General features: G+C 67.9%; 16 protein-coding genes. 10 read left to right on the top strand and 6 right to left on the bottom strand.

Annotation, left to right across the window (positions count from 1 at the left end; all coding sequences use genetic code 11):
- The first annotated feature begins 182 nt into the window (after positions 1-182).
- The gene (gene asnS, locus VFU06_15475) at positions 183-1,478 is read left to right on the top strand and encodes an asparagine--tRNA ligase (protein HEU5210795.1); all 1,296 of its coding nucleotides are present in this window, start codon (positions 183-185) and stop codon (positions 1,476-1,478) included.
- Positions 1,479-1,671: 193 nt separating this feature from the next.
- Here asnS and VFU06_15470 read toward each other — a convergent pair whose 3' ends face one another.
- Both VFU06_15470 and mazG read right to left on the bottom strand, forming a co-directional pair.
- Positions 1,672-2,073, bottom strand: a complete 402-nt coding sequence (locus VFU06_15470; protein HEU5210794.1) for an immunoglobulin-like domain-containing protein — start codon at positions 2,071-2,073, stop codon at positions 1,672-1,674.
- Between the two features lie 59 nt (positions 2,074-2,132).
- Positions 2,133-2,906 carry a nucleoside triphosphate pyrophosphohydrolase gene (mazG, locus tag VFU06_15465; protein HEU5210793.1) on the bottom strand — a complete coding sequence of 258 codons (774 nt, stop codon included), beginning with the start codon at positions 2,904-2,906 and terminating at the stop codon, positions 2,133-2,135.
- A 133-nt stretch (positions 2,907-3,039) separates the two neighbouring features.
- Here mazG and alr point away from each other — a divergent pair, with 133 nt between their 5' ends.
- From alr to VFU06_15425, 8 genes are all read left to right on the top strand, one after another.
- Positions 3,040-4,167 carry an alanine racemase gene (gene alr / locus VFU06_15460; protein ID HEU5210792.1) on the top strand — a complete coding sequence of 376 codons (1,128 nt, stop codon included), beginning with the start codon at positions 3,040-3,042 and terminating at the stop codon, positions 4,165-4,167.
- Positions 4,164-4,559 carry a cytidine deaminase gene (cdd, locus tag VFU06_15455; protein ID HEU5210791.1) on the top strand — a complete coding sequence of 132 codons (396 nt, stop codon included), beginning with the start codon at positions 4,164-4,166 and terminating at the stop codon, positions 4,557-4,559. Before alr ends, cdd begins: the two co-directional genes overlap by 4 nt.
- Positions 4,556-5,839 (top strand): hypothetical protein, encoded by a 1,284-nt coding sequence (locus VFU06_15450; GenBank protein ID HEU5210790.1) that lies wholly within the window; start codon positions 4,556-4,558, stop codon positions 5,837-5,839. The genes cdd and VFU06_15450 overlap by 4 nt, the downstream gene beginning before the upstream one ends.
- Positions 5,836-7,020: a hypothetical protein gene (locus VFU06_15445; protein HEU5210789.1), complete on the top strand. Its 1,185-nt coding sequence runs from the start codon at positions 5,836-5,838 to the stop codon at positions 7,018-7,020. Before VFU06_15450 ends, VFU06_15445 begins: the two co-directional genes overlap by 4 nt.
- Before the next feature lie 27 nt (positions 7,021-7,047).
- The gene (locus VFU06_15440; protein ID HEU5210788.1) at positions 7,048-8,622 is read left to right on the top strand and encodes a MiaB/RimO family radical SAM methylthiotransferase; all 1,575 of its coding nucleotides are present in this window, start codon (positions 7,048-7,050) and stop codon (positions 8,620-8,622) included.
- A 173-nt stretch (positions 8,623-8,795) separates the two neighbouring features.
- Positions 8,796-11,150, top strand: a complete 2,355-nt coding sequence (locus VFU06_15435; GenBank protein HEU5210787.1) for a ComEC/Rec2 family competence protein — start codon at positions 8,796-8,798, stop codon at positions 11,148-11,150.
- A complete protein-coding gene (gene fbp / locus VFU06_15430) occupies positions 11,147-12,604 on the top strand; it encodes a class 1 fructose-bisphosphatase (GenBank protein ID HEU5210786.1) in 1,458 nt (485 codons plus the stop codon). The genes VFU06_15435 and fbp overlap by 4 nt, the downstream gene beginning before the upstream one ends.
- 354 nt (positions 12,605-12,958) lie before the next feature.
- On the top strand, positions 12,959-16,351 hold the full coding sequence (locus VFU06_15425) for a TonB-dependent receptor (protein HEU5210785.1): 3,393 nt from the start codon (positions 12,959-12,961) through the stop codon (positions 16,349-16,351).
- 211 nt (positions 16,352-16,562) lie between these two features.
- On the opposite strand, the gene add is transcribed toward VFU06_15425, so the two are convergent.
- The 3 genes from add to ppdK form a co-directional block, all read right to left on the bottom strand.
- The gene (gene add, locus VFU06_15420) at positions 16,563-17,612 is read right to left on the bottom strand and encodes an adenosine deaminase (protein ID HEU5210784.1); all 1,050 of its coding nucleotides are present in this window, start codon (positions 17,610-17,612) and stop codon (positions 16,563-16,565) included.
- 39 nt (positions 17,613-17,651) lie between these two features.
- Entirely contained in the window at positions 17,652-20,909 is a 3,258-nt protein-coding gene (locus VFU06_15415; GenBank protein HEU5210783.1) for a 5'-nucleotidase C-terminal domain-containing protein, read from the bottom strand.
- Positions 20,910-21,114: 205 nt separating this feature from the next.
- Positions 21,115-23,841: a pyruvate, phosphate dikinase gene (gene ppdK / locus VFU06_15410; protein HEU5210782.1), complete on the bottom strand. Its 2,727-nt coding sequence runs from the start codon at positions 23,839-23,841 to the stop codon at positions 21,115-21,117.
- 201 nt (positions 23,842-24,042) lie between these two features.
- Between ppdK and VFU06_15405 the strand changes: the two genes are divergently transcribed.
- Positions 24,043-24,405, top strand: a complete 363-nt coding sequence (locus VFU06_15405; GenBank protein ID HEU5210781.1) for a four helix bundle protein — start codon at positions 24,043-24,045, stop codon at positions 24,403-24,405.
- 89 nt (positions 24,406-24,494) lie between these two features.
- Here VFU06_15405 and purF read toward each other — a convergent pair whose 3' ends face one another.
- On the bottom strand, positions 24,495-25,877 hold the full coding sequence (gene purF / locus VFU06_15400; protein HEU5210780.1) for an amidophosphoribosyltransferase: 1,383 nt from the start codon (positions 25,875-25,877) through the stop codon (positions 24,495-24,497).
- Between the last annotated feature and the right edge of the window lie 25 nt (positions 25,878-25,902).

Below are 25,902 nucleotides of genomic sequence, written 5' to 3'. Positions count from 1 at the left end.
ACGATCTAGGCGTCGACCACGTAGTCATGTATCGCGTCAACACCGGATCCTGACACCGGCCCGCGGGGGCTCTCGATGCGACCCGGCATGACACGGAGCCCAACCTCGCGTTGACGTCCGTCGCTTCCCGCCTCTAGCTTTCGCGTCCCTGTCGCACAGAGAGAAACGCGAGAGCAGCCCCCATGGCTACCATCAGTGATATCAACCGGCTTGGCGAGCACGAGGGCGGCACCGTGCTCGTCCGTGGCTGGGTCCAGACCGTCCGCACCCACGGCAAGGTCGGCTTCATCGTCGTGCGCGACGGCACGGGGATCGTGCAGTGCGTCGTCGTGCAGAAGCAGGTGAGCGAGCAGGTCTGGTCGGACTTCCAGTCGCTCACCCAGGAGACGAGCCTGTACGTGACCGGCAGCGTGCGCGCCGATGCGCGCGCGCCCGGCGGCTACGAGCTCACGCTCGAGACCCTGGAGATCGTCGGCAGGAGCGACGAGTACCCGATCCAGCCGAAGGAGCACGGCGTCGACTTCCTGCTCGACCACCGGCATCTCTGGCTGCGCTCGCAGCAGCAGCGCGCGATCATGCGCGTGCGCAGCGAGGTCGAGCAGGCGATCCACGACTTCTTCTACGACCGCGGCTTCACGCGCATCGACACCCCGATCCTGACCGGCGCGATCGGCGAGGGCGGCGCGGGGCTGTTCGAGGTCGACTACTTCGAAGACAAGGCGTACCTCGCCCAGACGGGGCAGCTCTACGGTGAAGCGGCTGCTGCGGCGCTGGGAAAGATCTACTGCTTCGGGCCGACGTTTCGCGCAGAGAAGTCGAAGACGCGTCGCCACCTCACCGAGTTCTGGATGGTGGAGCCCGAAGTCGCGTGGATCGACAGTGACGGCAACATGGAACTGCAGGAGCAGTTCGTCAGCTACATCGTGGAGCGCGCGCTGGAGCGCTGTGCGGGTGAGCTGGAGGTGCTGGAGCGGGACACGTCGAAGCTCGAGTCCGTGAAGCCGCCGTTCCCGCGCGTGGACTACGGCGAGGCTGTGAGGCTGCTGCAGGAGCAGGGCAACGAGATCCAGTGGGGCGACGATCTCGGTGCGCCGGACGAGACGGTGATCGGCAACATGCACGACCGCCCGGTCTTCATCATGAATTATCCGAAGGCGGCCAAGGCCTTCTACATGAAGGAGAACCCGGCCGATCCGCGCACCGTGCTGTGCAACGACATGATCGCGCCGGAAGGCTACGGCGAGATCATCGGCGGCAGCCAGCGCGAGGACGATCACGACAGGCTGCTCGCGCGCATCCGCGAGGAGGGCCTGCCGGAGGACAGCTACCGCTGGTACCTCGATCTGCGGAAGTACGGCACGTTCCCCCACTCGGGCTTCGGCCTGGGCGTGGAGCGCACGGTGGCGTGGATCACGGGGCGTCCGCACATCCGCGAGATGATCCCGTTTCCGCGGATGCTGAATCGGATTTATCCCTGAGGGACTCGGGCCGTCGGGGCCGTCGGGGCCGTCGGGGCCGTCGGGGCGAATGGTGGCCCGGGCAGGGGCAGGGGCAGGGCGCCCAAGGGAGCAGGGCCGGCGCGACGGTGTCGCGGCCGGCCCGTTTCGTTGATCAGCGAACCGCTGGCTCCCTGGCGCCGCGCGACCTGCGGGCGCGGGCGCTTCAGTCGCTTCAGCCGCCGATGCGGAACGTGTTGCTCGACACGGTGAGTGCGTCGCCGGTGTCGTCGCGGTTCACGCTGGTCGTGTAGCGGTACTCACCGGGCTCGGCGCCGGGGGGAAGCGAAACGGTGAACTGGTCCGTGCCGCCGGGCTCGAGCATGCGCAGCTCCATGGTGCATGCGCGGTCCTCCTCGACGCGCGTCCAGGATGTGCCGTCCATGCGTTCGATGCTGCTGCTGCAGAGGTTGTAACCCACCGACTGGCTCGAGCCGTTCTCCAGGGTCAGGATCATGGTACCGGGATCCGCGGGGTTGACGCGCGCCTGCAGCCGGATTCCGTCTACGGAGCTGCCCCACTGGCCGGATGCACAGCCGACGACGAGCACGAGGGCGGATGCCAGGAGTGTTCGCATGTGATCTCCTCTTTCGGGTTGCGCGCCGTGTGGTTGCACGACACGTGCCCTTTGCCGGCTCACTGTTCTTCGCGCGCCGGTGCCTCCTGCCGCTTCACGTCGTCCCAGAGCACGTCCAGCTCCTGGAGCGATGCAGCGCCGAGCTGCACGCCGCGCTCCCGGGCGAGCTGCTCCAGCGCCTCGAAGCGACGCGTGAACTTCCGGTTGGCCTGCTGCAGCGCCCGCATCGCGTGCACGCCGGAGAGACGGGTCAGGTTCACGACGGCGAACAGCAGATCGCCCAGCTCCTCTTCCAGTGCCGGTGACGGCTCCGCCTCGAGTGCCTGGCGCACTTCCTCGAGCTCTTCGGCGACCTTCTCGAAGGCGCCATGCGCGCTCGACCAGTCGAAGCCGACGCTGGCGACCCTGTCCTGTATGCGGTGCGCGCGGGAAAGGGGCTCGAGGCCCTTGGTGAGCCCCGCGAGGATGGAGGTCGGCCCGTCGCCGGCCTCGGCGGCTCGTTCCTGCGCCTTGAGCGCTTCCCAGTCCTGCTGCGGGCCCAGGCCGTAGAGGTGGGGGTGGCGACGTCGCATCTTCTCCTCCAGCGTGGAGACGACGTCCTCCGCGGTGAATGCACCGCGCTCCTCGGCCAGCACGGCCTGGAAGGCGACGTTCATGAGCAGGTCGCCCAGCTCCTTTGCGAGCAGGGAATCGTCGCCGTTGGAAACGGCTTCAGCCACCTCGTGCGCCTCTTCCAGGAGGTACGGCAGCAGGGAGGTGGGCGTCTGCTCGGCGTCCCAGGGGCAGCCGGCGCGCAGGAACCGGACGAGATCGAGCGATCGTTGGAAAGGCATGGGGCAAGCTAACATTCTGCCGCAAGTCCCGCTCTCGTCGGCGGTTGCGGCGGGCCCGCGACGGACTCTATGTTCCCCCGCTTTGCTCCGGGACGACGGTGGTCCCGGCCGGCTTTCTTTCTGTGGTGCGGTGATGGCGGCGAACGAGCGTGCGCGCGCGTGGGTCGAGGTGGATCTGGACGCGCTGCGTGCGAATTTCGAGACGGTGCGCGCCCGCGCCGGCGGTGCCGGCGTGATCGCGATGGTGAAGGCGGACTCGTACGGTGTCGGCGCGGAGCGAGTGGTGACGGCGCTGGAGCCACTGGCGCCGCTGGCGTACGGGGTTGCGACTGCGAACGAGGGTGCGCAGGTCCGCGCACTCGGCATCGAGCGGCCGGTCATCGTGTTCTCGCCGCTGCCGCCGGACTCCGTGGAGCTGGCGGCGGCTGCGCGGCTCACGGCAACGCTTTCGGACCCGGGCGGCGTCGCACGCTGGGCGGAGGCCGCGCAGCGGCATGGCGATCTCGATGCGCACCTCGAGATCGACACCGGGATGGGGCGGGCCGGCTTCGACTTCCGGGAGGTCGGCACGTGGGCGGACCATCTGCAGGCAGCGCTCGGCACCGGTGTGCGGCTGCGCGGCGTCTACACGCACCTGCACAGTGCGGACGCGGTTGATCCGACGTCCAGCATGACGCAATGGCAGCGTTTCCAGGACGCGCTCGCGCAGCTGCCGTTTTCGCGTGAGGACCTGCTGGTCCACGTGTGCAACAGTGCGGGAGTGATGCGCTGGCCGGAGCTCGCCGCGGACGCGGTGCGCCCCGGCATCTATCTGTACGGCGGGAATCCCGCGCCTGGCGTGAGTGGCTTCGAGCCGCCGCGACCGGTGGTGAGCGTGCATGCGCGGGTCGTGCGCATCAAGGACGCGCCGCCGGGAAGCACGGTGGGGTACGGCTCGCTGCATACGGCGCGCGGCTGGGAGCGATGGGCGACGCTGCCGCTCGGGTATGGTGACGGCTGGCCGCGCAGCCTGACCGGAAGGTCGGAGGCGATCATCCGCGGCCAGCGCGTGCCGTTCATCGGACGGACCTCGATGGACATGACGGTGGTAGACATCTCGTCCGTGTCCGATGTGGAGGTGGGCGACGTCGCAACCGTGCTCGGTTCGGACGGCGGCGAATCGATACCGATAGAGGATGTCGCGGCCCAGGCGGACACGATCAGTTACGAGATCCTGACGGGGCTGCGTCCCCGACTGCCGCGGCTCGAACGTTATACATGAAGTCAGACGAGCTCCTTGCCGCGGCACGTGCCGCACGCGAGAACGCATACGCACCGTACTCGAAGTTCAGGGTCGGCTGCGCCCTCGAGGCTGAGAGCGGTCGGGTCTACACCGGCTGCAACGTGGAGAACGCATCTTTCGGAATGACGATCTGTGCAGAGCGCGTGGCGCTCACCTCGGCGGTGACGGCGGGGGAGCGCGCATTTCGCGCAATGGTGCTGGTGAGCGACGCGCCCGGGCCGGTATCGCCGTGCGGCGCCTGCCGGCAGGTGCTGAGCGAGTTCGCTCCGCAGCTCGAGATCACGGCCGTCGCCGATTCGGGCGCGCGGACGACGTGGACACTGGATGCGCTGCTTCCCGGCAGCTTCCATCTGCCGGGGAGGGACGCGTGAAGCGCGCGCTGTCATTGCTTGCATCGTTCGCGCTGCTGGGCAGCGCCGCGTGCGGAACCGAGTCCCCCGTCGGGATCGGCGAGCAGCTGCTGCCGGGGCAGCCGGTCACCAGCTTCGAGGTCGTGCTCGGGGCGGAACAGTTCCTGGTCCTCGACAGTGCGTTCGCGCTCTACAACCGACCGTACCAGGCGGGTGCGCAGTATGTCGCCGAGGATTTCGACGGCGTGCTGGACGCACGCGCACTGTCCCGCTTCGCCCCCCTGCCGCGCTCGATCACCGTGATCGACTCGGCCAGCAACACGAGCGCGACGGACACGCTGCCGACGTATGAAGGCGGCCGGCTCGTGGTGCTCGTCGACACGCTGCGCGGCTCTCACGACGAAGCGTCCTTCGCGGTGTACCGCCTCGCCGAGGAATGGGACGCCCGCAGTGCCACGTGGACCATGCGGATCGACAGCGGCAGCGTGCAGGAGCCGTGGGCGCAACCCGGCGGCTCGCTCGGTGCGCGCGTCGGCGAGGCGACCTGGTCGCGCGAGGATGGCGACACGCTGCTGATCGAGATGGCTGGCGCGGACGTCGCGGCGCTGCGCGACAGCGCCAACGCCCGCCTCGGCTTCATGCTCGTGACGGAAACCCCCGGTGCGCGCATGCGCATCAACGCGATCGGACTGGAAGCGGACGCGCGCTCGTCGCGGGCGGATACGGTGGTGACGGTCACCGGCGTGGGCTCGGGGCGGACGTTCATCTTCACACCCGAGCTGGAACCACGCTCCGACGACCCCCGTGTCGGCGGCATTCCCGCGTGGCGCACGCTGATCCGCCTTTCGCCCGACCTGCGCGACGTGGAGGTGCCGTGCCCCGCGAGCCCGGGCTGCACGATTCGCCTGGGCGATGCGGAGATCACGCTGGCGACGCTGGAATACCAGATCGCTGCGCCGCCAGCAGGGTTCGTGGTCGAGGACTCGGTGCGACTCGCCGCCGTGCCGCTGTTCGAGGCGCCGGGCGTTCCGTTCTCACGCTCACTGCTCGGCAGTGTGGCGAGCGCAGTGCCGTCCGATCGCTGGATCCAGCCGGACGAGTTCGACGACGTCGCGTCCGCCGATCCGGTGCGTCTGCCGGTGACCGGTGCGGTTCGCTCGCTGCTGCCGGACGACGCGAACAATGTCGGCATCGCGCTCGTGCCGGCCGTGACCCTGGGCACGATCGGTTTCGTGCCGCTCGAACCGAATCCCATCCTGCGACTGGTCCTGACGGTCTCCGAGGAGGTTCAGCTCCAATGAAGCGCGCGTTCATGATCCTGGTGGCGACGCTGCTCGTCGCCGCACCCGCGCGCGGACAGTCGCTGTTCTCGGCGCGCGGCCTCGGACTGCCGGTGCAGCCGGTCGATGCGCGCACACGCGCCCTCGGCGGCGTCGGTGTCGGCCTGTTCGGCCTGAACATGTCCATGGTCAACCCGGCGGAGATCGCCGGCTTCTCGCGCCGCGGCGTGACCGCGGCACTGCAGCCGACCATGACCGACATCAGCATCGGCGACGCGAGCGACAACGTGACCGGCTCACGCTTCCCGCTGATGCACGCGGTGCTGCCCGTCGGCTCACGCGTCGTGCTCGGACTCGGCTACGGCGCGTCGTACGACCAGTTCTGGTCGATCGAGATGCAGGACACCGTCATGATCGGTGACAGCGAGGTCGGCGTGACCGACGTCGTGCGCTCCGACGGCGGTCTCGGGCACGCGCGGCTCAGCGCGGCGGTGATGCTGACCAGCAACTTTGCCGTCGGTGCTGCGGTCGGACTGCACACGGGCTCACTGGAGCGACAGGTCGATCGCACGTTCGGCGATTCCGCGATCTACAACCCGTTCACCACGCAGATCCGGTGGGACTACAGCGGCGTCGTCGGTGCCGTGGGCGCGCGCTGGGATCCGGATCCCGCGCTCCGGCTCGCGGCCAGCGCCACCTTCGGCGGTGACATCGAGGCGGAAGGCAAGGAGGGCGACGCCGTGAGTCGCTCGTTCTCCACGCCGTTGCGCGTTGCATTCGGCGCGAGCGGCCTGCTCGGCACCGAGCTGATCGCTACGCTGGGCGCCGAGTGGAGCGAGGCCGAGGCGGAGGCGGACGGCGGCGCGGCGCTGCCGCTCGCGACGGCAGACGAGACCTGGCGCGTGGGTGGCGGCATCGAGTGGAGCGGCCGGCCCGACGCGACGCGCTCCTTCCCGATCCGCATCGGCGGCTCCTGGGCGAACCTGCCCTACCACCTCGCCGACGAGGAGAAGGCGACCGAGTGGACCGTCGGCGGGGGCATCGGCATGCGACTGGCCGACGCGGCACGCGAGCCGTACGCGGCAGCGGACGTCACGCTGGAGCGCGGATCGCGCTCGGGCTTTGCGTCGCCGACCATCGAGAGCGGCCTCGAGGAGTCCTTCTGGCGCGTGACGATCTCGCTGTCGCTGTTCGGCCGCTGAGACGATCCCCAGAGCGCAGGCAGCAGCATGACCATCCGTCCTTCCGCATCGCAGACGACGTCCACGCCGGAGCTCACCGGCGTCGATCGGCCATCGGCGCCGCAGCGTACGCCTCGAAAGGCGTACGTCGAGACGTACGGCTGCCAGATGAACCAGTCGGATGGCGAGCTGATGCAGGGCGTGCTCGCCGCGCACGGCTACGAGATCACGCACTCGCCCGAGGGCGCCGACGTCGTGCTCGTGAATACGTGCGCTATCCGCGAGCATGCGGAGCAGCGTGTCATTGGCCGGGTCGGTGAGCTGAGTCGGCTCAAGCGCGAAAAGCCCGACCTCGTGATCGGTGTCACCGGGTGCATGGCGCAGCGGCTCGGAACGCAGCTCCTCGAGAAGGCGCCGTACGTGGACCTGGTTATGGGTCCCGACGGGTACCGCTCGCTCGCGACCGTGATCGAGGAGATCGGCAGCGAGAGCGAGCGCGGCGCGCGGGCGGTTGCTGTCTCGCAGGAGTCGGACGACGCGGTTGCCGAGGAGACAGGGGAACCCCTTCCGACGGGCACACTGGGTGTCTCAGCGCCCGGTCAGCGGGCGCGTCGTGCACTGCCGGTGCTCGATGCAGCCGCAACCGAGTACATGGACGACGGCCGCGTTGCCGTCCTCGCGTTCGACGCGGACGAGCACTACGAGGGCATCCCGATCCGCCGCGCCGCAGGCGTTAGCGCATGGGTTTCGGTGCAGCGCGGCTGCGATCATCGCTGCACCTACTGCATCGTGCCGTACGTACGCGGTCCCGAAAAGAATCGCGATCCGGCGATGGTGCTGCGCGAGGTCCGCGACGTGGCAGAGCAGGGCATCACCGAAGTCACGCTGCTCGGCCAGACCGTCAACTCGTACGTGCACGGCGACTGGAGCTTCGCCCGGCTGCTGCGCGAGGTCGCACGCGTGGATGGCATCCGCCGTGTCCGCTTCATGTCGCCGCACCCGCGCGACGTGACGCCCGAGCTGGTCGAAGTCATGGCGACCGAGCCGCACGTCTGCCGGCAGCTGCACCTCCCCGCGCAGTCCGGCAGCGACCGCGTGCTCAAGCGCATGGTCCGCCGCTACACCGTCGACGAGTTCCTGTCCAAGGTCGAGATGGTGCGCGCCGCGATGCCCGACATCGCGCTCTCGACCGACATCATCGTCGCATTTCCTGGCGAAACGGATGACGAGTACGAGGCCACGCTCGACCTGATGCGCACCGTCCGCTTCGACGACGCCTACCTCTACCGCTACTCGCTGCGCGACGGCACACCGGCAACGCGCCTGCCCGAGGCGCAGTTCATTCCGGACGACGTCGCGCAGTCGCGCCTGGAGCGGCTGATCGAGCTGCACCGCGACATCCAGTCGCAGATCAATCGTGAGGAGGTCGGCAGCACCGTGGAGGTGCTGGTCGAGCGCGCGGCAAAGAGCGCCGGCGACATGCTCGGTCGCACGGAGCGCAACAAGGTGGTCGCGTTCCCGGGCGGCGCCTCGCTGATCGGCAAGTACCTGAGCGTGCGCCTCACGTCCACGACGGGCGCTACCTTCCGTGGCAGGCTCCTCGAGGCTGCTGCCGTCGCATAGGTCTTGTCTACCGCAGGAATACTGCGCCTCTGCTCCTCCGCGGCTCTGCGTGAAAACGACGCAGTCCGCCTCCGTGAAGTTTACTCGGTGCACTCTGTGTCCTCCGTGACAGACCGGAGATCTAGCCCGACCAGCCATTCCTGAGCCCCGGCCGCGAACCGTTCGTAGCGGCCATGCCCATCGTGCATGCGGCGTTCGGGATCGCGGCGGGCGCCGCCCTGGCGCAGTTCCTCACTCTCCCGGGCCCGCTCTTCAGCGCCGCTATCGTCGGTTCCGTCATCGCGTGCCTGCTCCTGCTGCAGCTGCGCACGAGCGGTTGCGTGCTGGCGCTGTACATCGCGCTGGGCGTGGCGCTCGGGAGCGGCTCGGCACAGGAGGCGGCCGGTGACTGCCGGCTGAGCATCCCGGACGCGGCGGCCATCCGCGTCACAGGGCGGTTCACGACACTGCCGGACAGCGGTGCCCGGGCGCTGCTGCACGCGGACGAGCTGCGCGGCGGAGGCGTCACGTGCCGGGGCGTCGTGCTCCGCGTCGACCTGCGCGTGCCGCTGGACGACTGGGACACACGCGTTCGCGTGGAGGGCACGTGGCTGCGCTGGCCCGATGCCAGTGTAGTGCAGCCGGAGCGCGCCGGGATGGTGCGCGCGCGCTCGGTCGAAGCGGCGGACGAGATCGCGGTGCGCCCATGGCGTGAGCGTGCGCAGCTCGATGCGCAGGCGCGGGTGCGTACGCTTTACGGGGGCGACGCGCCACTCGTCGAGGCACTGCTGCTTGCGCGAACCGAAACGCTGCCGCGCGACGTGCGTCAGCGTTTCGCCGACAGCGGCATGGTGCACCTGCTCGCGATCTCCGGCTCGCACGTCGTGCTCATCCTGGGCGTGCTGCTCGTGCTTGGCCAGGCCGTGCGGCTGCCGCCACGCGCGGCACGGGTGGCGGCACTCGTCGGCGTGGTCGCGTACGTCATATTCCTCGGCTCGCCGCCGCCAGCGGCGCGGGCCGCTGTTCAGCTCCTGCTCTTCTCGGCAGGGCGATCGCTGCAGAGACCTACCGACGCGCGCGGTGTGCTGGCGGCGTCCGGATTGTTCCTGGTCGCGTGGCAACCCGGCGTGGTCCTGGACGTGGGCGCGCAGCTGTCGTTCGCGGGCGTCGCCGGCATCGTCGCGTTTGCACCATCGATCGAGCGCGTGCTGCAGCGGACACCGCCGTGGTTCGCGCGCCCGCTTGCCGCCGGAACGGCCGCAAGCATCACGACGCTGCCGATCGCAGGCCTGCACTTCGGGACACTCGCGCCCATCGGGATCCTTGCCGGACTGCCGGGCATCCCCGCCACCGGAATGGCCGTGCCCGCTTCGGCGCTGCCCCTCGTGCTGTCCTACGCCAGCAACGCCCTGGCATCCTTCTTCGTTCCCGCCGCTGCCGTGACCCTGCACACGCTCGATCAGATCGCTCTGGTCGCCGCGCAGGTGCCGGGCGGGCACGGCTTCACGAGCACGTCCGGCGTGTACGCATTGCTGCTCGCCGGTGGGGCCGCGATCGCAGCGTTCCGCACGGTCGAGCCATGGTTTGCAGCGGAACGGGCGGGGTCACTGCCGAGCACCGCACGAGACGCAGATGGAGGCTGCGCAACTGCTGCACGCTTCCGACACCGTGCTGTCGGGTTGCTGCTGCCAGGCCTCAGTGCGGCGTGCGCAGCCGTGCTCGTTGTCGCGCTGCGTCCCGCGGCCGAGCGGGCCATTTCCGGCCCGACGCTGGAACTGCACGTGATCGATGTCGGGCAGGGCGATGCCATCGCGATCCGCTCGCCGCGCGGTCGCTGGGCGCTGATCGACGCAGGACCACGCGGCCGGAGCTATGATGCGGGCGTCACACGCGTCCTGCCGTACCTGAAGCGCAGGCAGGCAGATGCTCTCAGCGTGCTGGTGATCACGCATCCGGATGCCGATCACATCGGCGGGGCCGCGGCAACCGTGCGGGCACTCAGCGTGCACGCCCTGCTGGAGCCCGTGCAGCCCGACCCGCGCGGGATGTACCTGCAGACGCTGGATGCAGCGCGCAGGCGCGGCACACGCCTGATCGCCGCTCGCGCGGGAACGCGCATCCGGATGGATGGCGTGGAGATGGAAGTGCTCTTTCCGGCCGATCGCCTTGCTCCCCCTGAACGGGCCAACGATAATAGCGCCGTGATACTGCTCCGTTATGGCACGTTTCACGCGTTGTTACTTGGCGATGCGCCGGTTGCGGTGGAGCAGTGGATCACCAGGCAGTACGCGGGGGAATTGCGAGCGCAGGTGCTGAAGGTGGGCCATCACGGCAGCACGACCTCGACGGGGGAAGCGCTGCTGGATGCAGTGCAGCCATCTCTCGCATTGATCCCCGTCGGCCGGCAGAACCGCTACGGGCACCCGGCACCGGATGTGCTCGCGCGACTGCAGCGTAACCGGATCGCGGTCCTGCGGACGGATGAGCGCGGGGCGATCCTGGTACGTGCGGACGCGCACGGCCGGATGAGCGTCGAGACGGAACGATGATCACCGCGCTGTTGCGAGCAATGGCAGGGCGGCCGCTGGCGCTGCCGGGACGCGTCCCGGAGGACGTCGTGATCCTGCGAGGCAGGTGGCTGCCGGCACTGAGCGGCAGACTCGCGGGCATGAAGCGGCCCGCCGCCGCGGTCACGATCGGACGGACGATCGTTTTGCACGACGACGCATCGCTCACCACGCGCCTGCTGCGGCACGAGCTGGCGCACGTCGAGCAGTGGAAGGCAGCGCCCTGGACGTTTCCGGTGCGCTACGCCTGGCAGCACCTGCGCTGCGGTTACCGCGACAATCCGTACGAGGTCGCCGCACGCGCAGCCGAACATCAGGAGCCACGGCCGGTTCCCGGGCACCGCGACGGCGCGGATGCCGGGTCGACCGCCCCTCGAGAAGGCCGGAGCGCAGGCATCCGGCTGGAGGACGAGATGACGGCGAAGGGCATCGTCACCATCGAGCGCCACATCATCGAACAGGAACGGATGTTTCCTGAGGCGACGGGCGCATTCAGCAGGATCCTCTCCGACATCGCGATCGCCGCAAAGGTGATCTCACGCGAGGTGAACAAGGCCGGCCTGGTCGAGATCCTGGGCGAGGTCGGTGCGAAGAACGTTCACGGCGAGAACGTCAGGAAGCTGGACGTCTACGCCGACGAGGTTATCTACAAGGCGCTCGACCACACCGGCCACCTCTGCTGCATGGCGAGCGAGGAGAACGAGGACGTCCTCGAGATCCCGTCGAAGTTCCCGACCGGCAACTATGCGCTTCTCTACGATCCGCTGGACGGCAGCTCCAACATCGACGCGAACGTGTCCGTCGGCACGATCTTCTCCATCCATCGCAAGGTTTCCGATCACCCGCGCGGCTGCCTCGACGACTGCCTGCAGGCCGGCCGGAAGCAGATCGCGGCAGGATACGTCGTATACGGGTCCTCGACGATGCTGGTCTACACGACGGGGCACGGCGTGCATGGCTTCACCCTCGATCCCTCGATCGGCGAGTTCCTGCTGAGCCACCCGAACATGCGGATCCCGGAGCCCGGGCAGCGCATCTACAGCGTCAACGAGGGGAACTACCTCAACTGGTCCGAGGGGCAGCGTCGCTTCATCAACCACCTCAAGGGCCTCGACGGTGAGAACGACCGGCCCTTCTCGTCACGCTACGTGGGCTCCATGGTCGCCGATGTCCACCGCACGCTGCTGTACGGTGGCATCTACATGTATCCGGCCGACCGGAAGAACCCCAACGGCAAGCTGCGGCTGCTCTACGAATGCTCGCCCATGGCAATGATCATGGAGGCAGCCGGAGGTCGGGCGTCGACCGGGACAGGGGACGTGCTGGACGTGGAGCCGACGTCGCTGCATCAGCGCATGCCCATCTACATCGGGTCCAGGGAGCATGTCGACCTCGCGGAACGCTACGTCAGGGCAGAGGCGGCGATTGCGGTCTGAATCGCACGGATTCCGGGGCAGGCGGGCGCGTGGCGTGTGAGCTGCAGGAAGCCCGAACGGTCGCGCCCGCCAGCGCAATCGTGCCGGTGCGGCGGCCGCGCCGCCCTTCATCCCAAGTAACTGGTAGCATTGAACTTGGCGCGCGCGGCCGGCAGCTCTGCCGGCCGCTCTCGCTGTGGGGCGCCTCCACTTTGTAGTATCGAGAACCTGCCCCCGTCAGGGACGGATTTCAGCCTTTCGATGTGACGCCTTCGCTACAATATTGTCGCCCGGCAGACAGGAAGGTCGCATATCCTGTCTGCGCCCCGACCGGGAGGGTGGTTCCAGGTCATGCAAATCAACCAAGGCAGGGATATGAACCGCGGGCTACGGGTGCTCTTTGCGGTCGTCGCGACGGCGCTGTTTGCGCTGCCGGCGAGCGTGGAGGCACAGGGTGTCACGACGTCGACGCTGACGGGCCGAGTCACCGACGAGAGCGGTGCGCCGTTGAGCAACGTCGAAGTCGTTATCACGAACACGTCGACCGGCGCGCAGGTGCAGACGCTGACGCGTGGAGATGGTCGTTATCTGATGCCGGCGCTGCGTCCGGGCGGTCCGTACCGGATCGAGGCGACGAGCATCGGTTATCAGGCGAATGCAGTGGAGGATGTGCGCCTCGCGCTGGGTGAGACGCGCAATGTGGATATCACGCTTTCGACGCAGGCGGTCGCGCTGGAGGGGATCGCGGTCGAGGGGCGGCGCGGCACAGACGTGTCGGGTGGCGTGCGGACGGTGGTCGATGCAGCGACGATCGAGCGGGCACCGACGCTGAACCGCGAGATCGTGGATGTCGCGCGGCTGACGCCGCAGGCGTTCGTGTCGAACGAGGACGATGACGGTGCCGCGATCTCGATCGCGGGGCAGAACGCCGAGTACAACGGCCTGTTCATCGACGGCGTGGTGAACAACGACGTGTTCGGCCTGTCGGCGCAGGGAACGCCGGGTGGCCAGACGGGCGCGCCGCCGATCAGCTTCGACGCGCTCGAGCAGATGCAGATCGCGATCTCACCCTTCGACGTGACGCAGAGCGGCTTCACGGGCGGTGCGATCAACGCGATCACGCGCTCGGGGACGAACGAGTTCACGGGCTCGCTGTACTGGCAGACGCGGAGTGCGACGTTCGCGGGTGAGTCACCGGGCCCGGACTACCTGTTCGGTGAGGACAACCCCCGTCTCGAGCTGCCGGAGTTCTCGAACGACCGGATCGGCTTCCGCCTGGGCGGTCCGATCGTCCGCAACAAGCTGTTCTTCTTCGTGAACGGTGAGCTGTTCCGCTCCGAGACCCCGCGGCCGTTCCAGCTGACGGACTACGAGGGCGACTCGCGCGACATGATCGAGGACCTGCGTCAGATCGTGCTCGAGGAGACGGGTTACGACGCGGGCGACTTCGGCACCAAGGCGAGCACGCTGGACGACAACAAGGTGCTGGCGAAGATCGACTGGAGCATCAACGACGATCATCGCATGTCGCTGCGCCACAGCTACTCGCAGTCGGACAACATCGACGCGTTCGCGAGCACGATCGACGAGATCAACTACGCGAACAACTCGGAGGTGTTCCCGAACACGACGAACTCGACGGCGCTCGAGCTGAACAGCCGCTTCGGTACGCAGTTCGCCAACCGCCTGCTGTTGGGGCTGAACGTCGTGAGCGACGACCGTGACTATGCGGGCGATCCGTTCCCGGCGGTGACGATCGAGGACGGGAGCGGCGAGATCGCACTGGGATCCGAGGCATTCTCGACCGGCAACATCCTGGAACAGACGATCTTCTCCGTCACGAACAACCTGAACTGGTTCCTGGGCGAGCACACGCTGACGTTCGGCGCGAGCTTCGAGTACTTCGACATCATGAACCTGTTCATCCGTCAGAACTTCGGCGCGTACACGTACGGCAGTGTCGACGACTTCCTGCAGTCGGTCTGCGCCGCTGGCACAGGAGCATCGCAGTACTGCCAGGACCTGGGACCGGTCGCACCGGCGCGACCGCTCTCCTTCAACCGCGGCTTCTCGCTGGTCGATGACCTGATCGGCGACGAGTCGAACGCATCGGCCGCGTTCAACGCGTACCAGGTCGGCTTCTACGCGCAGGACGAGTTCCAGGCGACGGATCGGCTGCGCCTGACGGCGGGCATTCGCGTCGACATCCCGAAGATCACGACGAAGCCGCGCTTCGCCGATGACGCCGACCAGACGCTCGCAGCCATCGTGGCCGAGGGGTACGACCTGGAGGGTGCACAGCCGGGCGAGACGCCCAAGGCGCAGCCCTACATTGCGCCCCGCCTGGGCTTCAATTACGACCTGGCCGGTGACCAGACGCTGCAGCTCCGCGGCGGGCTCGGGATCTTCACGGGCCGCGTGCCCTTCGTCTACCCGGGCGCGATGTACACGAACAACGGTGTGACCACAGGTTTCGTGAGCGGCACACTGCTGGAGAACGGCGACCCGATCCCGTTCGTTCCGAATCCGGAGAATGGCCTGACGGCGGAGGACTTCGGCCTCGACCCGATCCCGAACGGTGAGCTGGACCTGTTCACCGAGGATTTCAAGTATCCGCAGGTGTTCCGGACCAGCCTGGGCCTCGACGCCCAGCTGCCGTACGGCTTCCTCGGGACGCTCGAGGCGCAGTACACCAAGAACATGTCGAACATCGTCGTGACCAACATCAACCTGCGCGAGCAGAATGCGCAGTTGAACGGTCCCGACAACCGGCGGGTGTACTACTACGGGTGGAACAGCACGTTCAACTCGATCAACCAGAGTGCATCCCTGATCGATCCGCGGTACGGCGGCGGCATCTACAAGGTCGGCTCGACCAGCGAGGGCTACGCGTACGACCTCACGGCGAGCCTGCAGCGCACGTTCTTCGGTGAGGACCTGAGCACGCGCCTCTCGTACACGTACGGTGACTCGAAGTCGCTGAACGACGCGACGTCGGACCAGATCCAGTCGACGTGGCGATTCAACGAGAACGTGCACGGCAACAACTTCCTGGAGCTGGCGCGGTCCGACTGGTCGATCGGCCACCGCGTTCTGGCGATGGCGACGTACCGCAAGGAGTTCCTGGGCAACCTCGGCACGACGATCTCGGCGATCTACACGGGTGAGTCGGGGCGGCCATACTCGTTCCAGATCGGCAGCAACATCGGGTTCACGGGCGAGGGCTCCGGCACGGCCCCACTGGCGTTCATTCCGGAGAACGGCAGCGACCTGACGTTCGAGGACTGGACGACCGGCGGTGTGACGTACACGGCGGCCGAGCAGGCAGCGGCATTCGAGGAGTTCATCGCGAACAACGAGTACCTGAACAGCCGCCGTGGGCAGTACGCTGAGCGCAACGCGCAGCGCACGCCGTTCGAGCACGTGGTCGACGTCCGGCTCGCGCAGGAGATCTTCGCCGACATCGGCGGCCGGCGTAACTCCATCGAGGCGACGCTGGACATCTTCAACTTCACGAACCTGCTGAACAGGAGCTGGGGCGTTCGCTACAACCCCGGCTTCCGCACGGTGGACCTCCTGACCTTCCGCCGGTTCGTCAGTGAGGACGACCTGACCCCCGTCTACCGTTTCCCCATGATCAGCCAGCGGGGTGAGGGCGACGAGGTCGGCGTCGAGAACATGGACGAGTACTGGGAGCGCCGGGTCCTGGACTTCGGCAGCTACGGCTCCCGCTGGCTCATGCAGTTCGGGTTGCGCTACTCGTTCTGACAACGGGGCCCGGGGCTTCGCCCCGGGCCGTACCCGTTCGAGCGGCACCGGCTGCTGGCGGATGGGCAGGTAGAACCAAGGGCGCGGGTCATTGACCCGCGCCCTTGCTCGTTCAACAGCTGTCCCGTCATGAACACGGTCCTGTCGGCTTCCATCGTCGGGTGTCGCAGCGTGCCACCCGGACGCGCCGCACGGCACCAGATCGGCCCGCCTACGCTACCACCATCTCCCCGCCGATCACCCCTTCGATCTCCGCGCTGACCGCCTCGATCAGGGCCACCTTCTCGGCGTGCGGCAGGAACGCGCTCTCGAAGCCCATCAGCGCGATTTCCCCCAGCTCCTGGGCATCGAAGCCGAGGTGCTCGTGCGCGCGCCAGTACTCGTCGCTCACGGTCGTGGCGCTCATCAGCCGGTTGTCCGTGCACAGCGTGACGACCAGTCCCTGGTCGTAGTAGAGGCGCACCGGATGCTCCGCGAAGTCCGGCGTCACGCGCGTCTGCACGTTGGACGTCAGGCAGATTTCGATCGGGATCCGGAAGTCGTTGACGAAATTCATGAGGTCGGGGTCCTCGTGCAGCCGCGTGCCGTGCCCCAGCCGGCGCGCGTGACAGCGGTGCAGCGCTTCGCGAATCGATGCCGGCCCGTACGCCTCACCGGCGTGAATCGTGATCGCGAGGTTGTTGGTCGCGGCGTAGTCGAACGCGAGCTGGTGCTGCGTCGGCGGATGGCCGTGCTCCGGCCCCGCGAGGTCGTAGGCAACGACCCCCCGGTCCTTGAACGTGACGGCGACCTGTGCCGAATGCAGGGATTCGTTAGCGGGACGGTGGCGCAGGGAGCAAACGATCACGCCGCTGCGCGTGCCGAAGTCCTTCTCGCCGCGACGGAGGCCGTTCAGCACTGCCTCCAGCACTTCCTCCTCCGAGAGCCCGGCCTTGGTGTTCAGCCAGGGGGCGAACCGCACCTCGATATAGCGCAGATTCTCCGCGGCGCAGTCCTCGATCAGCTCGTACGCGATTCGCTCCAGTGACTCGGCGGTCTGCATCAGCGACACGGTGATGTCGAAGCGTGCGAGGTAATCGACGAGATTGCGCGCGTCGGTGACGTGCATGTACGCGCCGAGATCCTGCGGGTCGGACTTCGGCAGGTGGATGCCGTACTCGCGGGCAAGCTCGATCATCGTGGACGGACGCAGGCTGCCGTCCAGGTGCAGGTGCAGATCGGTCTTTGGCAGCTGCCGGATCAGTTCACGTGTAACCTTCATGCGATCCATTCAGTTATCAGTGCATTGTGCCGCGGACGATCAGCCGCGGGATCTCTCGAGGTCCGCGCTGCCCGCGCCGTTGCTGGTGCCCTGGGTTTGTACCGGCACGAAGCGCGGCTGCGCCGGTGCATGGACCGGCTGCGGCAGCCCCTGGACGTACGTGATGAATGCGTCCAGGTCGCTGATTCCGGTGGGCGAGTGCGCCTGCGCTTCCGCAAACATCGTGTAGCCGTCGCCGCCTTCGGCCAGGAAGTCGTTCACGGCCATCGTGTAGATGGCGTCGTCGCGGAGCGGAGAGCCGTCGTCCAGAGTCACGCGCTGCACGCGCTGGCCGCGCGGTGCGTCGGGCGAGTAGTGCACGGTCAGGCCGCTGATGTGCACGCCCGGGCGGCCGCTTGCGAGCGCGTGCTCGAGCGCGGCGCGCACCTGCGCCCCGGTCAGTCGGATGACCACGACCTCGTTGTCGAACGGGTGCGTGTTGTACGCTTCGCCCCAGGTCAGCGGGCCGGCATCGATGGCAGCGCGGATGCCGCCGTTGTTCATGAGCGCAAGCTGGGCGTTGCCGGCCGCACGCTGTGCGTCGGCAATGAGTCGACCGAGCGCGTACTCCGGCGGGCGCCTCTCGAGCGGCTCGGCCAGGGTCGCGATCTGTCGCTCGACGCGTGGCCGGATCTCGGAGGCGTAGCGCTCGACCAGCGCACCGACGCTGCTGTCCGGCTCGACGCGCCAGTGCCACGTCGCCGGCGTGCCGCGGATCCAGACATCGACGCTGTCGTCGCTCACTCGCTCGAGGTCGACCACGCCGTATCGTGTGCCGTAGGAGCCCGTCTCGATGATCGGTATGCCGTTCTCGACGGTGCGCGCGACGCGGTGCGTGTGCCCGGCCACGATCAGGTCGGGTCGCTGCGCGGTGCGACGAGCCCAGTCGATGATCTCGTCGCTGCAGCCGCCGGTCTCGGTCTCGCAGACCGCGCCGGCATGTGCAACCACGATGACGAAGTCCGCGCCCTGCGCGCGCAGCCGCGGCACCTCGCGGTCCATCGCGGCGGCGCCGTCGCGGAACTCCAGCCCTGCGACATTGCTGCCGCGCGTCGCGTCCGGCGTCTCCTCGGTCGACAGCCCGATCAGGCCGACGCGCACACCATCGACATCGACGATCGCCGTCGGCTGAACCCACGATGGCGCAGTATCGGTCCCGGCGTCGAACAGGTTGGCCGACATCCAGGGGAACTCGGCCTGCTCGATGCGCTGCTTCAGGACGTCGACGGTCCAGTCGAACTCGTGGTTGCCGAGAGCAGCACCGCCGTAGCGCACGCGGTTGTAGTAGTCGACCGTGCTGCGACCTTCCGTCAGGTTGGACACCGGTGTGCCCTGCATGACGTCGCCGCCATCGAGCAGGATCACGGGGCCGCGGAAGCCCGCGCGCTCATGCGTGAAGTAGCTTGCCAGGACGGCCGCGCCGCCCAGTGGCGCGCGGTCGACCCATGAAGGGTGCTCCGGTTCCAGGCGGCCGTGGAAGTCGTTGGTCGCCAGCACGCGCAGCCGCTTGCCGGGCTGCGCAGTGGCTGCGCCGGGCGACTCTGCCGGCGCGCCCGCCTCGGATTCCGCCTGCTCCTGTCGAGCCGCGGCTGCAGCGCCCTCGGGCACGAGCTGCCAGCTCTCCACGAAGAAGTCTTCCGGTCGGATGATACCCCGGCGTCGCACCTCCTCGATCAGCAGGTCACGGATATCCTCCTGCCGGTCGTAGATCACCGGTGCATCCGCGATCATGCCGTAACCGCCGCCACCACTCTGGCGGTAGTTGTTGAGCGCGAGCGTGAACGTGTCGTCGTCGCGAACGGGGCGCCCCTCGAACGTGAGGGTCGTGATGCGCTGTCCGTTGGGTCGCGAGACGTCGATAACGTAGTCGACACCACTCACGACATCGAAGTTGTAGCCGGGCACGTCGAAATTCGTGACCGTGCCGTCGGGGGCAGGGAAGCCGTCGTAGTATTCGGCGGACTTTTCGAGGTACGCACGGAGCTGCGCGCCCGTGACACGGATCACCTTGAGGGTGTTGTCGTACGGATAGAGCGCCGCGACGTCGGCAATGGTGATCTCGCCCTCCGGCAGTGCCGCGTCCAGCCGGAACGCCGCGGTGGACGAGAGCTGTGCGTTGCCGCGTGCACGCTGCACCTCGTTGATGAAATCGAGAATGGGCGTATCCTGCGTGCGTGCGGTACGCGCATCCATGCGCTCCGTCGCGCGGCCGATCGTCTCGTTGACGTACGCGACCGTGCGCTCGTGCTCCCAGCGCAGCGAGTCGAGGAAGCTGCGGTCGACCTGCTCCGCGCGCGGCCGCAGGACCGCGCCGTCGCCGCGTACTACCGCCCACTCGTTCTGCGCGCGCTGCGCAACCTCCACCGTCACGGCGGCGAGCGACCGCGCCCAGTTGCGCGCCTGCGTGAGCAGCACACCGTTGATCGTGGTGTCGGCCATCTCGCGATGCGTGTGACCGAGGAAGATGACGTCGATCTCCGGCACCTCGTGCGCCAGCCGCGCGGCTGCGTTCTCCGGCGGCAGCCCAGTCGTCACCGTGTCGTACGACGTCCCCTCGAGGCCGCCGTGCGAGAGCACGACGACCACGTCTGCGCCCTCGGCGCGCATCCTCGCCACGACAGGAGCCACGGACGAGACGACGTCCCTGAACTCGAGGATGCCCTCTACGTTCGCACGATCCCACACGTGCACCCCCGGCGGCGTATTGCCCGTCACGCCGATCAGCAGGGTGTCGCCCGCGTTGGTCGCGTGCGGCAGCAGCACGTACGGTGCGTACGCATGCTCCCTCGTGCCGGCGCGGAAGATGTTCGCCGAGACGAACGGGAAGTCCGCCTGCGCGAGCGCCGTGTCGAGGTGCGCGAGCCCGTAGTTGTACTCGTGGTTGCCGAGCGCGGCCGCGTCATAGCCGAGCAGGTTCATCGCCCGGATGACCGGGTTCGGCTGATCGGCGAAGCGGCGTGCATACAGGAACCCGAGCGGGTTGCCCTGCAGCAGGTCACCGGAATCGAAGAGGTACGTGTCGCCGGGGTGCGCTGCGCGCACGCTGTCGATCAGCGGCTTGAGGTGCCCGAGCGAGTAGTCGATCGGCTCACGCGCGTAGTAATCGTACGGGTACAGTCGGTTGTGTACGTCGGTCGTGCCGAGCAGCACGAGGGTGTCCCGTACGGCGGACGGCGGGATGGCGGGAGGCCCGGCCGTCGTCGTGGTGGCCGGTGCGCAGGCGGCGGCGAGCGCGGCGACCAGGGGCAGAATGCACACGAGCGGCCGCAAAAGGGCCGCTCGTTTCAAGCTGAGTCGTCGGGTCTGTGCTTCCATGGAAAGAATCTATGCGGGGGCGCAGGGCGGGGCAATCGGCCGGCGAGTGGGCAGGAAAGGGGGTACGGGCCCGTCGGCTGCGCGCTCTCGGCGTCAATCCCCGCTGAGTGGCGCCGTGGGCTGCGAGCCCCACTGCGCACCCTCGGCGTCAATCCCCGCTGATCCCCACCTCCGGTCGCTGCCGTGCGGCCAGCGTCTGCGCTGCAGCGCCCGACTCGGCGCGCTCTACACGAACCTGTGCCTTGTCGGTGAGGAAGCCGTCGGTCCGCAGCGCGGCGTGCGCCGCGGCGAGGCGTGCAATCGGCACACGGAAGGGGGAGCACGAGACGTAATCGAGTCCGGTCTCATGGCAGAACTCGACCGAGCTCGGCTCGCCGCCGTGCTCGCCGCAGATGCCGACCTTGAGGTCACGGCGTCGCTGGCGTCCCTCCCACGTCGCCATCTGCACGAGCTGTCCGACGCCCTCGCGGTCCAGCACCTGGAACGGATCGTCCTTGAAGAGGCCCGCTTCCAGGTATTGCGGGAGGAAGTTCGCCGCGTCGTCGCGCGAGATGCCGAACGTCGTCTGCGTGAGATCGTTGGTACCGAAGGAGAAGAAGTCTGCCTCCTTGGCGATGTCGCCCGCGAGCAGGCAGGCGCGCGGCAGCTCGATCATCGTGCCGACCAGGTACGGCAGCTCGACGCCGGCCTCCCCGAGCACCTGCTCGGCGATCTGCTCGATCGCGCTGCGCAGCCGCGCGAGCTCCTTCACATCCGCAACGAGCGGGACCATCACCTCCGGCCGGACGTCGCCGCCATCCCTGGTAACCCGGGTCGCTGCCTCGAAGATCGCGCGCACCTGCATCTCGATGATCTCCGGGTACGCGACGCTCAGTCGCACACCGCGGAACCCCAGCATCGGATTCTGCTCGGTGTACCGGTCGATCAGCCGCCGCACGACGTCGATCGTGATGCCCGCAGCAGCGGCAAACTGCTGCACCTCGTCTTCGTCGTGCGGCAAGAACTCGTGCAATGGCGGATCGATGAGGCGGATCGTGACCGGCAGTCCGTCCATTGCGCGGAAGATGCCGACGAAGTCGTCGCGCTGCATGGGCAGAATCCTGGCGAGCGCGTTCGTCCGCCCCTGCGGCGTTTCGGCCAGGATCATCTCGCGCACGGCCTGGATGCGCTCGCCATCGAAGAACATGTGCTCCGTGCGACAGAGGCCGATGCCTTCGGCACCGAACTCGCGCGCTTTCTCGGCGTCATGCGGTGTGTCCGCATTCGTACGAACCGCAAGGCGCCGGAAGGAATCCGCCCAGCTCATGAGCAGTTTGAAGTTCTCGTCGGGCTCCGGATCGACCGTCGGCAGCTTGCCCAGCAGCACCCGGCCTGCCGTGCCGTCGACCGTGATCCAGTCGCCCTCGCGCAGCGTGTGGCCGCTCGCCCGGCACTCGCCGCCGCGCACGTGCAGCTCCGAAGCACCGACAACGCACGTCTTGCCCATCCCACGTGCGACGACCGCGGCGTGCGACGTCATGCCGCCCCGCGCCGTGACCACCGCCCTGGCGGCGACCATGCCGTGGAAGTCGTCCGGGGAGGTCTCGTTGCGCACCAGGATGACCGGCTGCCCCTCCGCCGCGAGCTCCACCGCGTGGTCCGGGTGGAATACGACGACGCCCGTCGCCGCCCCGGGCGACGCCGGCAGACCGCTCGCCAGCACTGTCACCTCCGCATCCGGGTCCAGGCGCGGATGGAGCAGCTGGTCGAGCTGCGCGGGATCGACGCGCAGCACAGCCTCCCGCTGGTCGATCAGCCCTTCTGCGACCATCTCGACTGCAATGCGGATCGCCGCCGATGCGGTCCGCTTGCCGGTGCGCGTCTGCAACAGATAGAGGGTTCCGCGCTCCACCGTGAACTCGAGGTCCTGCATTTCGCGGTAGTGCTGCTCCAGCCGGTCCTGCACCTCCAGCAGCTGCCGGTACGCCCCCGGCAGCCTGTGCTCCATTTCCTCGATCGACAGCGGCGTGCGGATCCCCGCAACCACGTCTTCTCCCTGCGCGTTCACCAGGAACTCGCCGAAGAACCTGCGCTCACCAGTTGACGGATTTCGCGTAAACGCGACACCGGTCCCCGAATCGTCGCCGAGGTTGCCGTACACCATCGACTGGACGTTCACCGCCGTGCCGAGGTAGTCGGGAATGCCGTGCACGCGACGGTAGGCGATCGCGCGTTCGACGTTCCAGGAGCGGAACACGGCCTCGATCGCACCCCATAGCTGGATCTGCGGATCATCAGGGAAGGACATCCCGATGCGGTCGCGCACATGCGCCTTGAACTTCCCGACGAGGCCCCGCAGGTCATCGGCACTCAGCTCCGTGTCCTCGACAACGCCACGCTCGTGCTTCACCACCTCGAGCTGCTCCTCGAACTCCGAGCCGGGCACGCCCAGCACCACATCGCTGTACATCTGCACGAACCGACGGTAGGAGTCCCACGCGAAGCGCGCGTCGTTCGAGGCGCTGGCAAGCGCCTCCACGGTGTGGTCGTTCAGCCCGAGGTTCAGGATCGTGTCCATCATGCCCGGCATCGAGATGGCCGCACCGCTCCGGACGGACAGCAGCAGCGGATTCTCCAGCGCCCCGAACCGCTTGCCGGTATCCTGTTCGACCCGCTGGAGCGCAGCCGCGACCTCCTGCTCCAGGTCCGGCGGATACCGCTCCTCACGCAGGTAGACGCGGCAGGCATCCGTGTTGATCGTGAACCCCGGCGGCACCGGCACACCGATGCGCGTCATCTCGGCGAGGTTGGCGCCCTTGCCGCCGAGTGCCTGCTTGTCGTCCTTCGATCCTTCCGCGAAGCCGTTGCCGAAGTAGAACACGTACTTCCCGGGCATCTGTGCGGGCCTCCGAATGAGTTGGCTGAGTGGCGAATGGAGAGAAGGCGTTTCAACAATCAGGCCGCTTTTCCTGTAACGGCGGGTTCTGGGCGGTGGGGGGATGCGAGGTGGGTGGTGGACAATTCGGGACTCGACTGCGGGCGGCGGGCGACCCGCCGCGCTATTCCGACGCCCCGTCACTGGGTTCATCCTGCCGTCATGCAATACGAGAAGATGCGCATGTGGCAGGCCGCAGAGCAGTATGTGGCGGAGGTCGATGGGATCGTGGAGCAAGTGCGCTTCACGGCATCGAACTCCGCCAATCATCTCGAGCGATCAGCGGAATCGGTACTGTTCAACATCGCGGAAGGCGCTGGTGCATACCGGCCACGAGTGAAGATCGGTTGCTACGAAATCGCCAGGAAGGAAGCCAATGAGGCGCGTGCCGTGTTACGCCGCCTGGTTCTGAAGAGGGTCGTCACCGACGAGAGGATCCGCCGCGCCTGGGATCTGGGAGGAATGCTCATGTCCATGCTGACAAAGGCGATCCTGACCCTCGAGGAGCGTGCTCGCAGCGGCTGAGGGCGATACCCACCGCCCACCACCCGCCGTCGAGTCCCGAAGTGCCCACCACCCAACTCGCATCTCCCACCGCCCAAAACCCGCAGGTATCAGCAGTGCGAAGAAACAGGCCGCCCCATCTTCAAATCCACCAGCGGCGCCACGTAGTTCCCCGAAAAACACGCATCACAGAACGGCCCGCGCTCCGCGACGGCTCCGTGCATCCCGTCCAGTGACAGGTATCCGAGGGTGTCCACGTTGAGGTGCTCGCGGATTTCTTCAATCGTGTGGTTCGCGCCGATCAGCTCGTCCTTGGTCGGCATGTCGATGCCGTAGTAGCAGGGGGAGATCACGGGGGGGCTGGCGACGCGGAAATGCACTTCCGTGGCGCCGGCCTCGCGGATCATGCTGATCAGGCCGCGGCTGGTCGTGCCGCGGACGAGCGAGTCGTCGACGACGATGACGCGCTTGCCCTCGATTACCTCGCGGACCGCGTTGTACTTGATGCGGACCTTGAAGTCGCGGCCCGTCTGCGATGGGTGGATGAACGTGCGGCCGACGTAGTGGTTGCGGATCAGGCCGAGCTCCAGCGGGATACCGCTCTGCTCGGCGTAGCCGAGCGCGGCGGAGTTGGAGGAGTCGGGGACGCTGAAGACGCAGTCGGCGTCGACCGGATGCTCCTTTGCAAGCTGGCGCCCGAACGCGCGGCGGGCGCGGTCCACGCTCACGTCCCAGATGCGCGAGTCCGGTCGCGCGAAGTAGACCAGCTCGAAGATGCACGGTGCCTGGCGCTCCGCACCTTCCAGGCGTGGCAGGTACGTGATCTCGTCGCCTTCGATCCGCACGACCTCGCCCGGGCCGAGGGTGCAATGGTTGCGGGCGCCGATCAGGTCGAGCGCACACGTCTCGCTCGCGACGGCAACACCGCCGTCCGGCAGCCGCCCCATGATCAGGGGCCGGTAGCCCCACGGGTCGCGCGCTGCATACAGCGTCTCGCCCACCGTCACGAGCACCGAGAACGCACCTGCCAGCCGCGACAGAGCGTCCGCCAGCTGCAGTTCCACGGTTGGTTCGCGTGAGCGTGCGATCAGGTGCACGAGCACTTCCGAGTCCACCGTCGACTGGAAGAGCGCACCTTCGCGGACCAGCTCCTCACGGAGCATCTGCGCATTGGTGATGTTGCCGTTGTGGACGAGCCCGAGGTCACCCTGGTGGTAACGCACCACGATGGGTTGAGCATTCACCAGCCCGACGCCGCCCGCCGTCGAGTAGCGCACGTGACCGAGCGCGGTGCGGCCGGGCAGGTCGCTCAGCCGCTCGTCGTCGAATGCCTCGACGACGAGCCCTTCGGCCTTGTGCAACCGGGTGCGTCCGTCGGCGTCCACCGCGGAGATGCCCGCGGCTTCCTGGCCGCGGTGCTGCAGCCCGTAGAGCCCGAGGAACGCGAGCTCTGCTGCGCGCTCAGTGCCGGTGATGCCGACGATCCCACACATGGCGTGTCCTGCTCCATATCGAGTG

The sequence above is a fragment of the Longimicrobiales bacterium genome (genome assembly GCA_035764935.1).
Taxonomy (GTDB): domain Bacteria; phylum Gemmatimonadota; class Gemmatimonadetes; order Longimicrobiales; family RSA9; genus DASTYK01.
The sequence above is the reverse complement of the archived record's forward strand: the minus strand, read 5'-3'. Positions and strand labels throughout refer to the sequence as shown.

What these genes read in the sequence shown, in the direction of transcription:
- asnS (HEU5210795.1), top strand. Translation starts at nt 183, where the DNA reads ATGGCTACCATCAGTGATATCAACCGGCTTGGCGAGCACGAGGGCGGC.
- VFU06_15470 (HEU5210794.1), bottom strand. Translation starts at nt 2,073, where the DNA reads ATGCGAACACTCCTGGCATCCGCCCTCGTGCTCGTCGTCGGCTGTGCA.
- mazG (HEU5210793.1), bottom strand. Translation starts at nt 2,906, where the DNA reads ATGCCTTTCCAACGATCGCTCGATCTCGTCCGGTTCCTGCGCGCCGGC.
- alr (HEU5210792.1), top strand. Translation starts at nt 3,040, where the DNA reads ATGGCGGCGAACGAGCGTGCGCGCGCGTGGGTCGAGGTGGATCTGGAC.
- cdd (HEU5210791.1), top strand. Translation starts at nt 4,164, where the DNA reads ATGAAGTCAGACGAGCTCCTTGCCGCGGCACGTGCCGCACGCGAGAAC.
- VFU06_15445 (HEU5210789.1), top strand. Translation starts at nt 5,836, where the DNA reads ATGAAGCGCGCGTTCATGATCCTGGTGGCGACGCTGCTCGTCGCCGCA.
- VFU06_15440 (HEU5210788.1), top strand. Translation starts at nt 7,048, where the DNA reads ATGACCATCCGTCCTTCCGCATCGCAGACGACGTCCACGCCGGAGCTC.
- VFU06_15435 (HEU5210787.1), top strand. Translation starts at nt 8,796, where the DNA reads ATGCCCATCGTGCATGCGGCGTTCGGGATCGCGGCGGGCGCCGCCCTG.
- fbp (HEU5210786.1), top strand. Translation starts at nt 11,147, where the DNA reads ATGATCACCGCGCTGTTGCGAGCAATGGCAGGGCGGCCGCTGGCGCTG.
- VFU06_15425 (HEU5210785.1), top strand. Translation starts at nt 12,959, where the DNA reads ATGAACCGCGGGCTACGGGTGCTCTTTGCGGTCGTCGCGACGGCGCTG.
- add (HEU5210784.1), bottom strand. Translation starts at nt 17,612, where the DNA reads ATGAAGGTTACACGTGAACTGATCCGGCAGCTGCCAAAGACCGATCTG.
- ppdK (HEU5210782.1), bottom strand. Translation starts at nt 23,841, where the DNA reads ATGCCCGGGAAGTACGTGTTCTACTTCGGCAACGGCTTCGCGGAAGGA.
- VFU06_15405 (HEU5210781.1), top strand. Translation starts at nt 24,043, where the DNA reads ATGCAATACGAGAAGATGCGCATGTGGCAGGCCGCAGAGCAGTATGTG.
- purF (HEU5210780.1), bottom strand. Translation starts at nt 25,877, where the DNA reads ATGTGTGGGATCGTCGGCATCACCGGCACTGAGCGCGCAGCAGAGCTC.